At 48.5% G+C, this 17890-nt stretch carries 13 protein-coding genes and 2 tRNA genes; 10 read left to right on the forward strand and 5 right to left on the reverse strand.

Annotated features, from left to right (window positions below):
* From OXH39_08405 to rplM, 5 genes are all read right to left on the reverse strand, one after another.
* A tRNA-Glu gene (locus OXH39_08405) sits at window positions 1-75 on the reverse strand.
* Window positions 76-125: 50 nt separating this feature from the next.
* Window positions 126-198, reverse strand: a tRNA-Lys gene (locus tag OXH39_08410).
* A 92-nt stretch (window positions 199-290) separates the two neighbouring features.
* Window positions 291-1571 (reverse strand): adenylosuccinate synthase, encoded by a 1281-nt coding sequence (locus OXH39_08415; GenBank protein MCY3550471.1) that lies wholly within the window; start codon window positions 1569-1571, stop codon window positions 291-293.
* A gap of 240 nt (window positions 1572-1811) precedes the next feature.
* A complete protein-coding gene (gene rpsI / locus OXH39_08420; protein MCY3550472.1) occupies window positions 1812-2207 on the reverse strand; it encodes a 30S ribosomal protein S9 in 396 nt (131 codons plus the stop codon).
* 55 nt (window positions 2208-2262) lie between these two features.
* Window positions 2263-2703, reverse strand: coding sequence for a 50S ribosomal protein L13 (rplM, locus tag OXH39_08425; protein ID MCY3550473.1), 441 nt, complete (start codon window positions 2701-2703; stop codon window positions 2263-2265).
* Window positions 2704-2931: 228 nt separating this feature from the next.
* Between rplM and OXH39_08430 the strand changes: the two genes are divergently transcribed.
* The 10 genes from OXH39_08430 to OXH39_08475 all read left to right on the forward strand — a co-directional run bounded on the left by OXH39_08430 (window position 2932) and on the right by OXH39_08475 (window position 17869).
* Window positions 2932-4125: a TRC40/GET3/ArsA family transport-energizing ATPase gene (locus tag OXH39_08430; GenBank protein MCY3550474.1), complete on the forward strand. Its 1194-nt coding sequence runs from the start codon at window positions 2932-2934 to the stop codon at window positions 4123-4125.
* A gap of 17 nt (window positions 4126-4142) precedes the next feature.
* Window positions 4143-4874 carry a hypothetical protein gene (locus OXH39_08435; GenBank protein ID MCY3550475.1) on the forward strand — a complete coding sequence of 244 codons (732 nt, stop codon included), beginning with the start codon at window positions 4143-4145 and terminating at the stop codon, window positions 4872-4874.
* Window positions 4875-4940: 66 nt separating this feature from the next.
* Window positions 4941-5477, forward strand: coding sequence for an ATP-dependent protease subunit HslV (gene hslV, locus OXH39_08440; GenBank protein MCY3550476.1), 537 nt, complete (start codon window positions 4941-4943; stop codon window positions 5475-5477).
* A gap of 150 nt (window positions 5478-5627) precedes the next feature.
* Entirely contained in the window at window positions 5628-7106 is a 1479-nt protein-coding gene (hslU, locus tag OXH39_08445; GenBank protein MCY3550477.1) for an ATP-dependent protease ATPase subunit HslU, read from the forward strand.
* Window positions 7107-7310: 204 nt separating this feature from the next.
* Complete coding sequence (locus OXH39_08450; GenBank protein MCY3550478.1) at window positions 7311-8489, forward strand: hypothetical protein; 1179 nt, start codon at window positions 7311-7313, stop codon at window positions 8487-8489.
* 59 nt (window positions 8490-8548) lie between these two features.
* Window positions 8549-10633: a hypothetical protein gene (locus OXH39_08455; protein ID MCY3550479.1), complete on the forward strand. Its 2085-nt coding sequence runs from the start codon at window positions 8549-8551 to the stop codon at window positions 10631-10633.
* Window positions 10634-10739: 106 nt separating this feature from the next.
* On the forward strand, window positions 10740-12872 hold the full coding sequence (locus OXH39_08460) for a hypothetical protein (protein ID MCY3550480.1): 2133 nt from the start codon (window positions 10740-10742) through the stop codon (window positions 12870-12872).
* 11 nt (window positions 12873-12883) lie between these two features.
* Window positions 12884-15013: a hypothetical protein gene (locus OXH39_08465; protein MCY3550481.1), complete on the forward strand. Its 2130-nt coding sequence runs from the start codon at window positions 12884-12886 to the stop codon at window positions 15011-15013.
* 212 nt (window positions 15014-15225) lie between these two features.
* A complete protein-coding gene (gene sppA, locus OXH39_08470; GenBank protein MCY3550482.1) occupies window positions 15226-17058 on the forward strand; it encodes a signal peptide peptidase SppA in 1833 nt (610 codons plus the stop codon).
* 4 nt (window positions 17059-17062) lie between these two features.
* The gene (locus tag OXH39_08475; protein MCY3550483.1) at window positions 17063-17869 is read left to right on the forward strand and encodes a phytanoyl-CoA dioxygenase family protein; all 807 of its coding nucleotides are present in this window, start codon (window positions 17063-17065) and stop codon (window positions 17867-17869) included.
* Window positions 17870-17890 lie beyond the last annotated feature (21 nt).

Genomic DNA, 17890 nt, shown 5'->3' on the forward strand with positions numbered 1-17890 from the left:
TACCCCCGACGAGATTTGAACTCGTGTCGCCGCCGTGAAAGGGCGGTGTCCTTGGCCAGGCTAGACGACGGGGGCACAAAAATTTTAATTCTTTTCAATTCCACACTGGTTCGATTAAAAAAAAATGAGCCGTACAGGGATCGAACCTGTGACCACCTGATTAAAAGTCAGATGCTCTACCAGCTGAGCTAACGGCTCAGACTAACAACATTTAATGATACCATACTTTTAGGTGGATGTCAAATTAAACCCCAAAATTTAGAAAAAATTCACATTTACCAAAACGCACGTTACCAAAGCGGTTGTCCTAACTGCACAATCTGATTTCTATCAGGCCCAACGGAGATAATCGGGATCGGGACATTGAGATAATCTTCGACGTACGCCACATAATCTTTGGTGCGTTGCGGAATGTCTGTCGCTGTGCGCGCTTCCGTTAACGGATGTTCCCATCCGGGCAGCGTTTCGTAGATCGGTTCGCATTCCTCCAAAACTCGCAGGCTACTGGGAAAATTGGTTGTCTCTTCTCCTTTGTAGCGATAGGCGACACACACCTGCAAATCGGCGAGGGTATCAAACACATCCAGTTTTGTCATCGCGAGAGCGGTTAATCCGTTAATTTGGACTGCATATCGGAGGGCAACCAGATCAAGCCAACCGCACCTTCTCGGACGGCGTGTCGTGGCACCATACTCTTTGCCGATTTCACGAATTTCTTCATCCAAGTCAGGGGGCATCTCTGTTGGAAATGGACCGCCCCCAACGCGTGTAACGTATGCTTTGGAAACGCCCAGCACCTCTTCAATTGCCTTGGGACCGATGCCGAGTCCCGTACAGACAGCACCGGCGGTGCAGTTAGAGGAGGTAACATAAGGATATGTCCCGAAATCTATATCAAGCATAGTTCCTTGCGCGCCTTCAAAGAGAATCCGTTTCTCAGCGGCGAGAGCATCGTGCATGAAAGCAACAGTGTCCGTCACATAAGGAGCGAGACGTTGTGCGTAACCGTGATAGGTTTCGAGGAGGACATGCCGTTCCGGTCCGCCGATCTGAAGTGCGTCCGTTTTGGTTTCAAGGTTGTAATCCAGTTTCTTTTGGAAGTAGTCAAACTCAAGCAGGTCTCCGACCCGAATGCCGGCGTGTCGATTCATCTTATCGGAATACGTGGGTCCAATGCCACGCGAAGTGGTGCCGATTTTGGTAGCACTCCCCATTTGCTCCCACTGTTCGACTGCCTTATGGTATGGCATGATGAGATGCGCGCGATCGCTAATTTTCAGGTTAGCACTGCTGACTTCAATACCCTGCGCCAGCAACCGATCTATCTCACCGAAAAGCGTCTCCAAATTGATGACAACCCCGTTCCCGATAACGTTGACGGTATTGGGTCGGAGAATGCCAGATGGAATCAAGTGGAGAATAAACGTCTTTTCTCCGAGAACAATGGTATGCCCAGCGTTATCGCCGCCTTGATAGCGCGCGACGACATCCGCGTCGCCAGCAAAGACATCGGTTAGCTTCCCTTTACTTTCATCGCCCCACTGTGCGCCTAAGATGACAATGTTTGACATACGAAACCTCTCCCTACTCACAATAACTTTTAAGCGCGGTGCTTATCCACGCTTGTTTCATAGCCCACGCGTACTTTTGGTATGGATAATAAAACTGGTGATTTAACAGTGCGCTGTTGCTGGCGGAAAAGGAATGTGCGTATGACATTCCCGAAGGGTTTCTAAAGAGGATTGAAACCCTGCCAGCGAGAGATGGAGGCTTGCGTTAAATTTTGTAAATGCGCGAAAAACGCGACAATTCTAACGTTTAGAGAATTGAAAGCGTGCCCGTGCGCCCTTCTGCCCGTACTTCTTTCTCTCGACCATTCTCGGATCGCGCGTCAAAAACCCACCCTTTTTTAACGAAGACTTCAAAGATTCGTCTGCTTTGACAAGCGCACGCGCAAGTCCGTGTGAGATTGCCCCAGACTGTCCAGTCTTTCCGCCACCTTTCACGTTGACATGCACAGCATATTCGCCGACCTTCTCAACATGTTCAATAGGGCGTTGTGCTGCCTGCCAGTGGTCTGCACGATCGAAATACTCTTGAATCGGTTTTTTGTTAACGGTAACCCCAGCTTCACCACCGGGGATGATTCGAACGCGCGCGACTGAGGTCTTGCGTCTGCCGGTCCCCCAGAATTGTTCAATAGCCATACTGTTCGTACTCTCCATAGTTGTAGGATACCCTTGATCGGAATCCCCAACCTAATTAATCAAATGTTAAGACTTCCGGTTCCTGTGCTTGGTGCGGGTGTGTCGGTCCAGCGTAAACCTTGAGACCTTTCATCAGTTGCCGACCGAGATGATTCTTCGGGAGCATCCCTCTGACGGCATTTGTGAGAATCGCCTCCGGCTTCCGAGCCATCTGTTCGTCGAAAGTTCGGTATTTATCACCACCGGGGTAGCCACTATGCCTAAAATAGGTTTTCTGCTCTCTTTTATTGCCCGTGACCTGTACTTTCTCCGCATTCACAACAGCAACGCGAAAACCTAAATCGGCGTGAGGTGTATACCGCGGGTCATTTTTTCCACGCAGCACCTGTGCGATGCGGGAGGCTAAACGCCCGAGCACTTGTCCCTCCGCGTCCACCACATACCATCTAATGTCTTTATCCGTTTTTGGAAAATAGGTTTTCGTTTTCAGTACCATGATTTCTTGCCCCTTCGACCCAAAATGTTTGTCGTTTGTTGTTCGCGTGCTATATTAAAAAAGGTGTTTATACAATTGCGAACACAACCGCGTAATATTATATCACGAAAGAGGGCGTATGTCAAATTTTTTGCTATGTTCTATGCAACGTCTTCCTTGCAAACCGTCTTTTTTTGTGGTATACTGTAAGAAACTCAAACAAACCGCAGCAGTTAGGAATTCAAAATAATGCGAATTATTCTTTATACAGGTAAAGGGGGTGTCGGCAAAACAACCATTGCCGCCGCTACGGGCATCAAACTCGCGGAACTTGGTTACAAGACTATTGTCATCTCGCTTGACGTGGCACACTCACTCCGAGATGCTTTTGATAACCACGAGAAACTTGTCCGCCAGCACAAAGAGAAACAAATCCGAATCAAAGACAACCTTTGGATACAGGAGATTAACGTTCAGGAAGCAATTGTTGAATACTGGGATGATGTGTACAGTTATATCCGTTCTTTGCTGAATCGTTCCGGGCTTGACAGTCTCGTTGCCGAGGAGATAGCCGTTTTTCCGGGGATGGAAGAGATTTGTGCCCTTCTCTATATCAACCAATATGTCCGTGAAAAGAGTTATGATGTAATTATCCTTGACTGCGCGCCCACCGGGGAGTCGCTCCGGTTCGTTAGTATCCCGACAACTTTAGAGTGGTACATGAGCCACATTTTCAAATTGGAACGCAATCTTGCAAAACTTGCAGGTCCAGTGATTGAACGCGTGAGTTCGGTCCCGATTCCGCGGGATAACTACTTTCAAAATATCCAAGATCTATTCGATAAGTTGGAAGGGATTGATGGCGTGCTGACAGATCCCGAAATCACGACAGTCCGTTTGGTAACAAATCCCGAAAAAATCGTTATCAAAGAGACACAACGCGCGTTTATGTATTTTTGCCTTTACGGACTCTGTATCGACGCAGTGATCATCAACCGTATCTTTCCTGATGGAATCGATGCTTCATACTTTGAAGCGTGGAAGCAAACGCAGCAGCACTATATTGAAGAGGCGATGGACTATTTCTCGGACGTACCCGTTTGGAAGGTGAATCTGTTCTCTGAAGAGATCGTAGGGGAACAAGGGCTACACCGGTTGGCAGATACGCTCTATTCAGAGATTAATCCAGCAGATCAGTTTTCTAAAGAACGTCCGTATCAATTCCAAAAAACAGCAAATGCGTATCAGTTGTCTATGCGTCTCCCCTTTTTGAGCAAAGATGAGATTGAATTGACAAAACATGGTGATGAATTAATTGTCACGGTTGGTGGCTTTAAGCAACATGTCACATTACCGCGGACCCTCTCGAATAAAAAAACAACCGGTGCAAAACTAACCGGCGATCAACTCGTGATTACGTTTGAGGGAGAAAATCAACTTTAGATATCTATGAGAAGTGTATGCGAACTAAAGCGGACACGGCGGTTTTTATTGTAACAGGAACAACACTTTTAACGTTCTTTATAGCGAGTCGCATTGGCACCATTTGGGTCCTTTATCCAAACGTGTTGATTGCAACCGTTTTATTCGTCTATTGTATCTGGCAGACTGACGAGGATGCAGCGCTGCTTTCGAGGAGTTCCATTTTTGGGATCGCAACCACGCTGACCTACGTCCCGATAGATTGGCTGTTCTCACGGAAAGTTCACCTGATCTTCTACCTGCGTTCAGATTTTTTGGCAGGTCAAACGACACCAATTGGACTCATACTGAACTGGGTGGTCTTCGCGACGCTATCAGCATACTGCTATCAGCGACTCGCGACGATTTTCCGAACTCGTTTTGTATCCGAGTCTGGCAGTCCAAGAATTGGGTTCATAGGAACTGCAATGTTGGCGGCTGGTATAACGAGCATCGTTGCTGTAATTGGCAGTACCTTGATTTACGAGTTTGGGGCATCGTATTTGTGGACGTGGAATGCCACGCAGGTAGATTTGATACCACACATCGCATCCGTGCCGGTTTTTATCCCGATTTCTTTTCTGCTTACTTTTCTGTTGTGTCCCTACTTTTTCGGGGTAGACGGTAGTTTTTTGAGGGAACAACACGTAGGTGTGGCTGGGATACGGTGTGGTATCTTTATGGGAGCACTGCAGTTCTTCGGTTTCCTTCTGTTTTACGTTTGGAAATAGGAGCAGATTAAAACAACGGAACGATTCGTCTAAAAACAATAACTGCGGAAAAGGAAAATCACAAGTATGCGAATTCGCGCAACAACAATTTTAGCCGTTCGTCGCGACGGTGAGGTTGCTATCGGGGGTGATGGTCAAGTCACTTTAGGCGACACAGCGATGAAACACGGAGCACGCAAAATCCGTAAGATCCATAACGACAAGGTACTCATCGGTTTTGCGGGTTCCGCATCGGATGCAATTACTTTATATGAAAATTTAGAGAAAAAACTGGAGCAATACCGTGGAAATCTTCAGAAATCAGCAGTAGAACTCGCACGAGAGTGGCGCAGCGATAGAGTTCTAAGACAGGTGGATGCCTTAATGATCGCTGCGGATGCCAATGACAGTTATCTCATTTCGGGAAGCGGCGATGTTATTGCCCCGGATGACGATGTTCTCGCAATTGGTTCTGGTGGGTCTATCGCCCTCGCTGCGGCGAGAGCCATGCTCAAATACTCAGATTTGACCGCAAAAGAGATCGCTTTAGAGGCACTTCAACTCACAAGTGAAATTTGTATCTACACGAATGCTAAAATTGAGGTTGACACAATTGATATTTAATGCGATGCTATCTGGGTAGCATCGCATTAAGTTGTTAACGCCATCTCGTAATACACGGTTGTCGGGAAAATACCGGGCTTCATCCCAGCAAAACGGTTACGATATGATTGATCGGATTGGTAATTTTGGGGAGGTTTACCCTTGGACAAACTGAATGCAACGCGTGACAAAAACACTTTAGCGGCTGCACTCACGCCGCGGCAGATTGTTGAGGAGTTAGATAAATATATTATCGGGCAGTTTGAGGCGAAACGTTCCGTCGCTATTGCCCTTCGCAATCGCGCGCGGCGCCAGATGTTGGCAGAAGATATGCAAGACGAAGTCTCACCGAAGAACATCATCATGATAGGTTCGACAGGTGTAGGAAAAACTGAGATCGCACGTAGACTTGCTCGCCTCGTTGACGCGCCCTTCATCAAAGTAGAAGCGTCAAAGTATACCGAAATCGGTTACGTAGGACGAGATGTTGAATCCATGATTCGCGATCTCACTGAAACCGCTATCAGCCGGGTCAAGGCAGAGCAAACTGAGGCGGTTCAGGAAAAGGCACGCGAATCCACTGAGGAACGACTATTGGATTGCATTTTCCCCGTGCCACGTTCGCTCCAGCGACGACCTCGCTTACAAGACGACGCACTTGACGAGCCAGAGGAAGAGGATGATGACATCAACCTTCAACTTCCGTTCGATCTCGGTTCTGATACCGAGACCGAAGCCGAGGAAGCCAGAGAGAAGGAACGCGAACGCTATCTCAAGACTCGTGAGAAATTTAGGGATTGGCTGCGGGAAGGTAGACTTGAGGATAAACCGGTTGAAGTCAACGTCAAACATCAGAGCATGCCCTTTGTTGAAATCTTCTCACCCGGTGGTATTGAGGAGATGGACATCAATTTCAAGGATATGTTCAGTAACATTCTACCGAATCAGACGAAGAAGCGACGAGTCCCGGTCTCCGAAGCGCGCACTATCTTGATGCAAGAGGAATCTGAAAAACTCATTGATATGGACGCTGTTATCACTGAAGCCATTCAAAGGGTTGAAAACTCTGGCATCGTTTTTTTAGATGAAATCGACAAGATCGCAGGCAGAGAATCTCGGCACGGACCCGACATTTCACGTGAAGGGGTGCAGCGCGATATCCTTCCCATCATCGAAGGCAGCACCGTAACCTCGAAATACGGAGCGGTGCGCACACATCACATTCTGTTCATTGCTGCTGGCGCATTTCATGTCTCAAGTCCATCTGACCTCATCCCAGAACTACAAGGCAGATTCCCAATACGAGTCGAACTGAAAAGTCTAAATAAGAGTAACTTTAAATCCATTCTGACGGAACCGAAGAACGCTTTAGTCAAACAGTACACTGCTCTGCTTCACACGGAGGGAATTGAGGCAACTATCACCGATGATGCGATTGACAAAATCGCTGCACTCGCCTTCCAAGTGAATGAATCCGTCGAGGACATCGGCGCGCGTCGTCTGCATACTATTATGGAAAAACTCTTTGAAAATCTCTTCTTTGACGCACCTGACCTTGAGAAGAACAGCATCACTATTGATGCTAACTACGTCAGTTCCGAATTGGCTGAAATCGTTAGAGATCAGGATTTGAGCAGATACATCCTTTAATAATTAACAGGACTTACGCAGAAAACGAATATTCGGATGGAAGGATGGAACCCACCATCCACGCTTCCACCCTTCCAATCTTCCGATCCTGCAGGAAAGGAAGGGATTTTGCGTAAGCCCTAAATTAAATCGTCGCCGGTGATGTTTCTCGACTGCTCAGAACATTGTAATTCGCTCGTCCGTACGCAGAAACGGAGGCTAACCGTGCGACAACTTCAAACCTTTGTCCTCCTATTTATTCATACCCTCTTCCTACCCAATAGTTTCGCACAAAGTGTGACGCGATGGCACGTGTCCGAAGATGCCGAGACACCACTCGGTCCAACAGCGGTAAATGCTATAACTTTTTCCCACAATGGGACACAGATTGCCGTGGCAACTGCGGACGGTATTGCGCTATATAATACCTATACTGGGAAAAAGATCACACGACTTCCGCTGCTGACGAATACCACGACAGCAATAGCGTTTTCACCCGATAACCGAACAGTTGCAAGCGCGAGTGAAGATTTTACCATCCACTTTTGGAATATGCACACGGGTGAAAATGTAACAAACCTTACAGGTCATGCCGATCCAGTTGTCGCGTTGGCATTCTCGCCAAATGGCAAGACCCTTGCGAGTGGAAGTTTTAGGGAGATTCGTCTGTGGAACTTAACCTTGGAACAGGCCTCCCATACCGTAGTCCTTCACGGACACCGAGATATGGTCACCACATTAGCGTTCTCACCAGATAGCAAAATGCTTGCCAGCACAAGCTTTTACGGCACAATCCTGTTGTGGGATGTAGAAACAGGTCAACTCCGACACAATCTTTCCGCACATACAGATTCAGTTTTAGCACTCGCGTTCTCACCCGACAATCAAATTTTGGCAAGCGGCGGATATTGGAACACCGACGCGGAGAGCACAATTCGTTTGTGGAACATACATACCGGGCAGCTTCTTACAACTTTTGCGGGGCATACTGTCCCAGTTTTTGCTTTGGCTTTTGCACCAGATATCCACAGCGTTTATGGCGGAACCCTTGCAAGCGCAGGTTGGGATAACACAATTCGTATGTGGCATCCGCGCACCGGACAATTACAAGCAATTTTTCAAAGTCATACCACCCCAGTTTTTGCCTTAGCATTTCTACCAGATACCGACGGCCCCTATGAAAACACACTTGCGAGTGCCAGTCTTGACGGCACAGTCCAATTGAGATCGTTGACCGCACCCGGCTCACAGGTTCCGTGGGATGTCAACGCCGATGGTGTCGTAAACATCTTGGATTTGACCTTTGTTGCCTCGCGCTTCGGGGAAAACTCCCCAGACCTCAACGGCGATGGTGTCGTAAACATTTTAGATTTGATTATCGTTGCAAATCATATCGGAGAATGAAGACTGCATCTATCATGACCAACAGAAACACATCGTACCTGTCACAGGAGTAAAAAATAGTGAGATACCTTATTTTTACGCTTCTATTGATACTGACACTACTTCTGTCAAACGGATACACCCAAGACTGGACAACATGGGGCTTACCCGAAGGCGCGAAACGCCTCATTGGCAAGAGCGAAATAACTGGCAATATTGCTTTTTCGCCCGATGGCACCCGACTCGCTGTCGCGAGTTCAATTGGCACTTGGATATACGATGCCCACACGGGGAAAGAACTTGCATTACTCACTGAACATAGGGAATCAATCCGGGCAGTTGCGTTCTCACCAGACGGCAGAATAATTGCCAGTGGAAGTGGTGATAACACTATCCGGTTGTGGAATGTGTCCACTGGACAACACCGCGCAACGCTCAGGATGCATAGAGATTCAGTTGAGACTTTAGCGTTCTCGCCGGATGGGAAAACGCTCGCCAGTGGGAGTAGAGACAAGCAAATCCTCCTGTGGGATGCAGAGACTGAGGAACATCAAAACACGCTTACAGGGCACACCGGTGGCATCAGAGTAGTGGCGTTTTCACCAGATGGTAAAAACCTTGTTAGTGCAGGTCAGGACGACACAATCCGAGTGTGGGATCCGCGTACAGGCGAGTCTCTCACCACGCTTACCGGACATACGGAACGGGTCTCTATTCTGGCATTTTCGCCGGATGGCAAAGTGCTTGCCAGCGATGGTGTCGGGCGTATGATTCAACTATGGAATACTGACACTTGGCAGCGGCAGTTAGCCATCAGAACACACTACGATTCAATCCATACCCTTGCGTTTTCACCAGATGGAAAAACTATAGCGAGTGGCGGCGGTTGGAACGATAACGCGCTGAGGATGTGGGATGTCTATACTGGCGAACATAAAAACGCGCTCCATGGACACACGGGTAGTATTACCGCAATAGCGTTTTCACCAGATGAAGCAACTGTCGCAAGTGTAAGTCGGGACGATACAATTCGAGTATGGGATTTAAACATAGAACAACCTCGCTTCATTCTCAACGGACATGTAAACGTCGGTACGGAGGTGGTGTTCTCACCAGATGGCGCGACGCTTGCCAGCGGCGGCGATTGGCCTGAAAATACAGTCCAATTGTGGAATCCAAACACCGGTGCCTTGAAGGATACCCTTGAAGGACATACCGACCGTATCAGTGCATTGGCATTTTCCTCAGATGGCAGAACGCTTGCCAGCGGCAGCTGGGATAACACGATTCGTTTGTGGAATACACACACGGCTGAACTCAAAACTACGCTTGAAGGACAGAGGCGTGAGGTTCAGTCGTTGGCGTTCGCACCGGACGGAAAAACCCTCGCGAGCGGAAGCGGTTGGGAAGATACAATAATACGGCTGTGGGATACGGATATTGCGCAGCAAATCGGGAGGCTTGAAACCTACACGCGTTGGATTTATGCTTTGGCATTTTCACCGGATATCCAAGGCACATCTGGAATGTTCCTCGCCAGTGGAAGTGGTGACGGCACGATTCGAGTGTGGCATCTCGACTCAGGGAGGACACCTATAGATAGACCGCAGATGACACTGACAGCACATACAGACGACATTGTCGCTTTAGCATTCTCACCAAACAGCACAGCTCAATATAACTGGGTTCTTGCCAGCGGCAGTCGGGACGATACACTCCGGTTGTGGAAATTAACTGTAGGAGAACCAACGCCGCGTTCTTTAGCCCTTCACGGTCATACGGCTGATGTCCAGGCAGTGGCATTCTCGCCAGATGGCGCGACGCTCGCCAGTGCAAGTAGCGACGAAACGATCCGCTTATGGAGCGTCCATTCCGGTGAACACTATAAAACCCTTTATGGTCACACGGATGATGTCACTTCACTCGCATTTTCACCCGATGGAAAAACGCTCGCCAGTGCGAGCTCGGATAATACAATCCTCCTATGGGAATTTGAACCCGAATTGGCACAAAACCGATGGGATCTTAACGGTGATGGACTTGTAAACATTCAGGATTTAACATTAATCGCATCCCGGTTCGGGCAGGACACACCCGATCTCAATGGCGATGGCATTGTTAATATCCTGGATCTGGTGCTTATAGCGAACCACTTCGGAAAATAGGTGAAATCGTGATCAGTTGTCAGTTAAGCGTGCGGCAGTTTCAAACGTTTTCACAGTTTCCACAAACGAGTGGCTGATAACTGAAAATTCTTTTAGAAGGTATCTTATGATAAAAGCACAATTACGCAGTCTCTTGCGCCTGATTTCCGTCACGTGCCTCTTGTTGGTGCCATTCGCGTTGCCGCCAAATGTTCATGCGCAAGACTCTCGCTACAGATATTTGCCTGAAGGTGCTAAAGTTCGATTCGGCAAAGGTTTTATTACCGATATAGAATTCTCACCGGATGGCTCACAGTTCGCTGTCGTCAGTTCAATAGGGATTTGGCTCTATGATGCACGCACGTCCGAAGAAATCGCTTTGCTCACGGGACATACAGGTTGGGTCCGGGCAGTGGCGTTTTCACCCGATAGCAGGACGCTTGTCAGTGCCAGCGTGGACAGCACAGTTCGGATCTGGGATGCTAAAACGGGGCAACACCGTACGACGCTCTATGGACATGAGAATTTTGTCTATAGTGTTGCGTTCTCCCCAGACGGAAAAACGATCGCGAGTGCGAGTTCAAATGAGATTCGCTTGTGGAATGCAAACACCGGTAGACAGGAAAACGTCCTGGCAAGACGAGCAAGTTGGACATACCCCTTAGTGTTTTCACCGGATGGAAAGATCCTCGCCAGTGGAGACTGGGAGGGCGGAATTCAACTCTGGGATCCATCCACAGGTAGATTGATGAAGACGCTTGAAGAAAATAATTGGGGTTTCATCTATGCACTTGTGTTCTCACCGGACGGCACGATTTTGGCAGCGAGTGGTTCAGACACCACCATTCTCTTGTGGGATGTTGGGACAGGTCGACAACTATCAACCCTCATGTTCGGAGAAAGCACGCGTGGCATCCCCGCGCTTGCGTTCTCGTCCGATGGTACAATATTAGCGAGTGGGCATCGGGATAACAAGGTGCGTTTGTGGGATGTCCACACTGGGGGGCTTAACGCTACGCTTGAGGGACATACTTCTGACATCCGGGCACTCGCGTTCTCACCTGATAGCGAAGACGCTTCTGGAACGACGCTTGTCAGTGCAAGTGAAGACAACATCCTCCATTTTTGGGACACGCGAACTGAGGAATTTCAGACACCCCTCACAGGATGGACGGAAGGTTTCACGACGATGGCACTTTCACCTGATGGCACCACTATTGCCAGTGGAGGTAGTTGGCAAGGTAACCTCGTTCGCTTATGGGATTCGCATACGGGTGAACTCCAATCAGTCCTTGAGGGACACACCGATATAATCACGGTTGCGGCATTCTCGCCGGATGGGAAAACCCTCGTCAGTGCAGATTGGGATGGTATGATGTACCTATGGGATACCTCCACCCGAGAACGACGTGTTACACTCTCTGGTCATACAGGAAGGATTTTTACCGCGGTTTTTTCTTATGATGGAAACAGGATTGCCAGCATCAGTTATGATAAAACAATTCGAGTATGGAATACACACACTGGCGAACTGCAATCTACCTTTGACAGGCAGGGTGCCGACGGATTAACATTTTTGCCCGATGGCAGCCTGCGTGCCTGTGGTGGATGGAAGGGACCAGAAACGCTTCGGGTGTGGGATGTCTATACAGAAGAATCCGTAACTTCTGAAATCAGTACAGGATTTGATCCAGGACTCAACACCGTCGTTGCGTTCTCACCGGATAAGAAAACGATTGCCATCGGAACCCACCGTGGTGGCATTAGTTTGTGGCGTGCAGACACAGGTGAACATCTCCTTTACTTTACCAGAGCACATGCACACGATGTTACGACCTTAGCATTCTCGCCAGACGGCAGTCTACTCGCCAGTGGTAGTTACGACAACACCATTCGCCTTTGGGAAGCAGCGACGGGTGAACAGCTCGCATTCTTAACAGGGCATACGAACGCGCTTTCAATTACAGGATCTGCTGCCATCAGCACCGTTTCATTTTCACCAAACCGAGCATCCTCAAATTTTGAAACAACTGCGGGTTGGGAGCTTGCCAGTGCAAGTCATGATGGCACAATTCTCTTATGGGATCTCGCACCGTATCTTGCTCAAATCCCGTGGGATGTCAATGCCGATGGTGTCGTAAACATCTTGGATTTGACCTTTGTTGCCTCACGTTTTGGAGAAAGTTCACCAGACCTCAACGGCGATGGCATCGTCAATATTTTAGATTTAACACTCATCACACAACAGGTTGGAAAATAGGAGGTTAAGTTATGAAGACTAAGCAACTATGTTTCCCTATAAGTGCACTTTCCACGCGCCTTCGTCTTTATAGCACACTCTGGGTGCTACTTTTTAGTTTGGTGTCCCTTTCAATTTCTTTTCTATTTTTGTCAAATGCTCACGCCCAAGACGACACCCAAATGGGTTTGCCCGAAGGCGCGAAACACCGCATAGGCAAAGGGACACTACACGGTGGTATTGCGTATTCACCGGACGGGACGCGGATTGCCGTCGCGAGCTCGATCGGTGTTTGGATATACGATGCACACACGGGTGAAGAACTTGCGTTGTTCACTGGGCATGTTGAGCCGGTCTTGTCAGTGGCATTCTCGCCGGACGGAGAAATCCTCGCAAGCGGGGCGGGTAGAAAATGGAATTGGTGGCGAGAAGACAGCGAGATTAGGTTGTGGGACGCGAATACAGGCGAACACCTCACTACCCTGACACGGCCCCCTGAAATCGCAAAAGGCGCAGAAATAGGGCAGCTTGAAGTCTGGGAACTGGTGTTCTCACCCGATGGCAAAACCCTCGCAAGTGCAAGTAGTGACGGGTCAGTACGACTCTGGGATATAGAGACCGGACAGTATAGATCTATTCTTGAAGGAGGTCCGTTTATCCCATCAGTAGCGTTTTCGCCGGATGGCAAAACCCTTGTGGGTGGGAGTTGGGATAACACAATTCAACTGTGGGACGTAGCCACAGGGAAGCACCGTGCGACTCTTGAAGGACACATGGATCGTGTCTCGTCAGTGGCATTCTCGCCGGATGGCAAAACACTCGTTAGTGGCGGTTGGGACAAAACGGTTCTGTTATGGAATATAGATACCCTTTCCGCGCGTGATGTTCTCACTGGACATACACCAATTGTCACATCTGTGGCGTTTTCACCGGATGGCAAAACTTTCGCGAGTGCGGGTTTTGACCAGAAAATTCACTTATGGGAGGCAGATACAGGAAAACTGCGCGCTACCCTTTGGAAACATACAGGTTCAATTAATACGGTCGTTTTCTCACCCGATGGTGCTACCCTCGCCAGTGTAAGTGACGATGACGAAACAATTCGTTTATGGAAGACAGATACAGGAGAACAACTGACCACTATTACGGGACATTGGCATTTAGGACACGCGGCATTTTCATCGGATAAGAGAACCATCGCTATTGAGCATGAGCCTAATGAAATCTGGCTATGGGATGTCGTTACAGATCAAAAACTTGCTACGCTTACTGGGCATACGAAAGGTATTACTGCTTTGGCATTTTCACCGAACGGTAGCACCCTCGCAAGCGGGAGCATAGACACAACGGTGCGGTTGTGGGATGTGGCCACTGGCAAACTACGTGTTCCGCTTGGTGAACATTCCGACCGTGTTACAACCATCGCTTTCTCACCAGATGGTAAGACCTTAGCAAGTGGCGGTAATCGTAATACGCGAATTTATTTGTGGGATACAGAAAATGGCACCAGACGATCAACCGTCAATGCTCATACAACTGAGACATCGCTGGCGTTTTCCCCGGATAGTCAAACGCTTATGGCAGGAGGGGGTGATGGCAATATCCGGTTGTGGGATGTGAACACAGGTGAACTCCGTACCACCATTTATGAAGATGACGGCTCAATCCAAGATGTGACGTTTTCGCCTGATGGAAAAACAATCGCAAGTACAAATGGGCACGGTATCTATTTATGGAACGCGAATACCGGGCAGCACCTTACAACGCTCTGGGGGCGTACGGGGATTTATGCTACATTAGCGTTTTCGGCAGATGGTACAACTGTTGCCGTACCGCGCATAGGGGACGGCATCCATGTATGGGATGTTCACACCGAACAACTACACACGACCTTAGAAGGTCCTACGCCTGACACCGTTGCTCTCGCGTTCTGGCCCGATAACCAGAGCCTTGTCAGCGCGAATTATGCAAGTATTCTCTTATGGGACCTCGCACCGTATCTTATTCAAACCCCATGGGATGTCAACACGGATGGTGTCGTAAACATTTTGGATCTCACCTTTGTCGCCTCGCGTTTTGGAGAAAGTTCACCAGACCTCAATGGCGACGGTATCGTCAACATTTTGGATTTAGTCCTCGTTGCAAATCATATCACGGACTGAAAGTCGCCTCTCTCATGACCAACGGAGACACATCACGTTTCCAAAAAGATGATCCACAATGAAACACTTCAACACCCTTCTTGGACAAACTCACCTTACAATAAAACTCCCTGATTAATGACGCTGCACAGAAGAATTACAATTTGACACGATCTCTATTTTGTGGTAGAATAGCAATGTTAAATTTGGATACAAAAAACAAGGAGAGACAGATGAAATTATCAAAGTTCTGCTTACAAACGTATGTGTTTCTGCTGGTGCTGCTCATTGCTATTTCACCAGTGTTTGCTGATGAACACGAGACAGAAGAAACGCCGCCCCCCACAAAAAAATATGTTGAGTTCACACTGAGCGGCACCTACACCGATACCAAAACAGTCAGCACTTTCAGCACGTCCACGACAAAAACACTCCGAGGACTCTTTAAAAAATTAGATATACTCAAGGCGGATGATGAAATTGCTGGAGTTATCGTCAAAATAGATGGCGTCAGCGTAGGGTGGGCAACCCTCCAAGAGATCCGCACGAAACTTCACGAATTCCGAGAGGCAGGGAAAAAGACGATTGGATATCTGGAAAGCGGTGGTAATGCCGAATATCTCCTTGCCACTACGATGGATCGCATCGTTCTAATGCCTACGGGAAGCCTCAATTTAACCGGTTTACGTGCTGAAGTCCTTTTCTACAAAAGGTTACTGGACAAGTTAGACATCCAAGCCGATATGCTGGCGATGGGTAAATACAAATCCGGTGTTGAACCTTACATGCGCGATGGTATGTCCGATGAATTCCGTGAGTCGATGACTGCGCTGCTTGACGATTTATATGCCCGATTGTTAGAACATATCGCTGAGAGTCGAGAGGGTATGACCGTAGAAAGGGCATCGGATTTAATAAACCGCGGTCCATTCACCGCAGAAGAAGCACATCAGGAAAAATTGGTTGACACATTACAATACTACGATGAGCTTCTCACGGATCTCAAAGAAGCATCTGAAGATGAAGAGGTTCAGATCACTAAGCCGAACTACGAGCGCAAGCGGAAAGTGCCGGATATGAATAGTTTCGCTGGACTTATGCAGCTGCTCAGTATGTTGAATCCGCCCCAACGAACACGGACGGGTACTGCAGAGAACCAGATCGCGCTTATCTATGCCAGTGGACCGATTTTACCCGATTTTGATTCGCTCTTCGCTTCAATGTCAGTGGTCACACCAGAAACGTTAAAAAAGGCGTTTGAGAAGGCACGCTCTGACGATACCGTTCAGGCAGTTGTGTTCCGAATAGACAGCCCCGGTGGTTCCGCCCTCGCTTCGGATCTGATTTGGCGAGAGGTTATGCTCACACAACGTGAGAAACCCGTTGTTGTTTCCATGGGTAATGTCGCTGCCTCTGGTGGCTACTATATCGCGATGGCGGCGGGAACAATCATCGCACACCCAAGCACGATAACAGGCTCAATAGGTGTGTTCGGCGGTAAACTGAACATGAAGGGACTTTACAACAAGGTCGGTTTGACAAAGGAAATCATCGCACACGGACAGAACGCGACGCTCTATTCGGATTACGGCGGTTTTACTCCCACTGAACGGGAACGTGTCGAAAAGATGATGAAAACGGTCTATGAAGATTTTGTCCGTAAGGCGGCAGCAGGCAGAAACAAATCTTTTGAGGAAATCGACGAAATTGCACAAGGGCGAGTCTGGACAGGCAAACAGGCAAAGGCACTCGGACTCGTCGATGAACTCGGTGGATTGGACACTGCACTCTCTATCGCCAAAAAGCAGGCTGGTTTTGCCGATGATGACGAAGTTAACCTTATCGTGTTGCCGAAGCAGAGACCGTTTTTTGAACAACTTCTGGAACAGATGATCGAAGACACGGAGAGTTCAATGCGGGTGCCACTCCAATTAACTGCGAATCATCCTGTACTCTCCACATTTGGTACACAGTGGCAGCATGTCATCACATGGCTGAGTCTGTTTGGTTTTGAAGATGGAACACAGGTCCTAACAATTCTACCTTATAATATTTTGATCCGGTGAGTTTATGAAATCCAACAATAGTTTCCGTGTTGACCTAACTGACGAACAGGTCGCCTTTTTTCAAGAGAACGGATACCTGAGCATTCCACGTATCACAACAGATGAAGAGATTGAATGGCTCAAAGGCATCTACGATGAACTCTTCACAGAACGGACTGGAGAGGCGGAAGGACGCTATTTCGATCTCGCCGGTCCGCGTGCGCATAACGGGCAAGAAACGTTACCACAAGTCTTAGGTCCAGAGGCACAATTTCCAGAACTCCGCGAGACTATCTATTTCCGAAACGCACAGCGGCTCGCTGCGAAATTGCTCAGTGTAGAAGCCCAAAAGGTCAGTGGTGGTGGGCACATGATTTTGAAACCCGCGCACTACGGCAATGAAACCCCGTGGCACCAAGACGAGGCGTACTGGAACCCCGAAGTCCTGCCGCATAGTTTGAGTGTTTGGCTGCCGCTTGACAAGGCAACACTTGAGAGTGGATGTCTTCAATTCATCCCACAATCGCATAAGGGAGAGGTGCGGTGGCATCGTCATATCAATAATGACCCACTCGTACACGGGTTGGTGACAGACGACGTTGACGTATCAGAGGCGGTGGCTTGTCCAATACCTGCGGGTGGTGCGACATTTCATCACTGTCGGACTTTACACTATTCCGCACCGAATAGCACAGCAGAAGAACGTAGAGCATATATCCTTGTCTTCGGCGGACCCCCCAAAAAGTTGGATAAACCCGCGCGCCGTCCGTGGCAAATGGAGGAACAGGAGGCACTCGCAGAACTAAAATCGTTAGCAGCAGAGAGATCGTAAGTAAGAGCACTCGGCTCGGGG

The sequence above is a fragment of the Candidatus Poribacteria bacterium genome (genome assembly GCA_026702755.1).
In the GTDB taxonomy this organism is placed as follows: domain Bacteria; phylum Poribacteria; class WGA-4E; order WGA-4E; family WGA-3G; genus WGA-3G.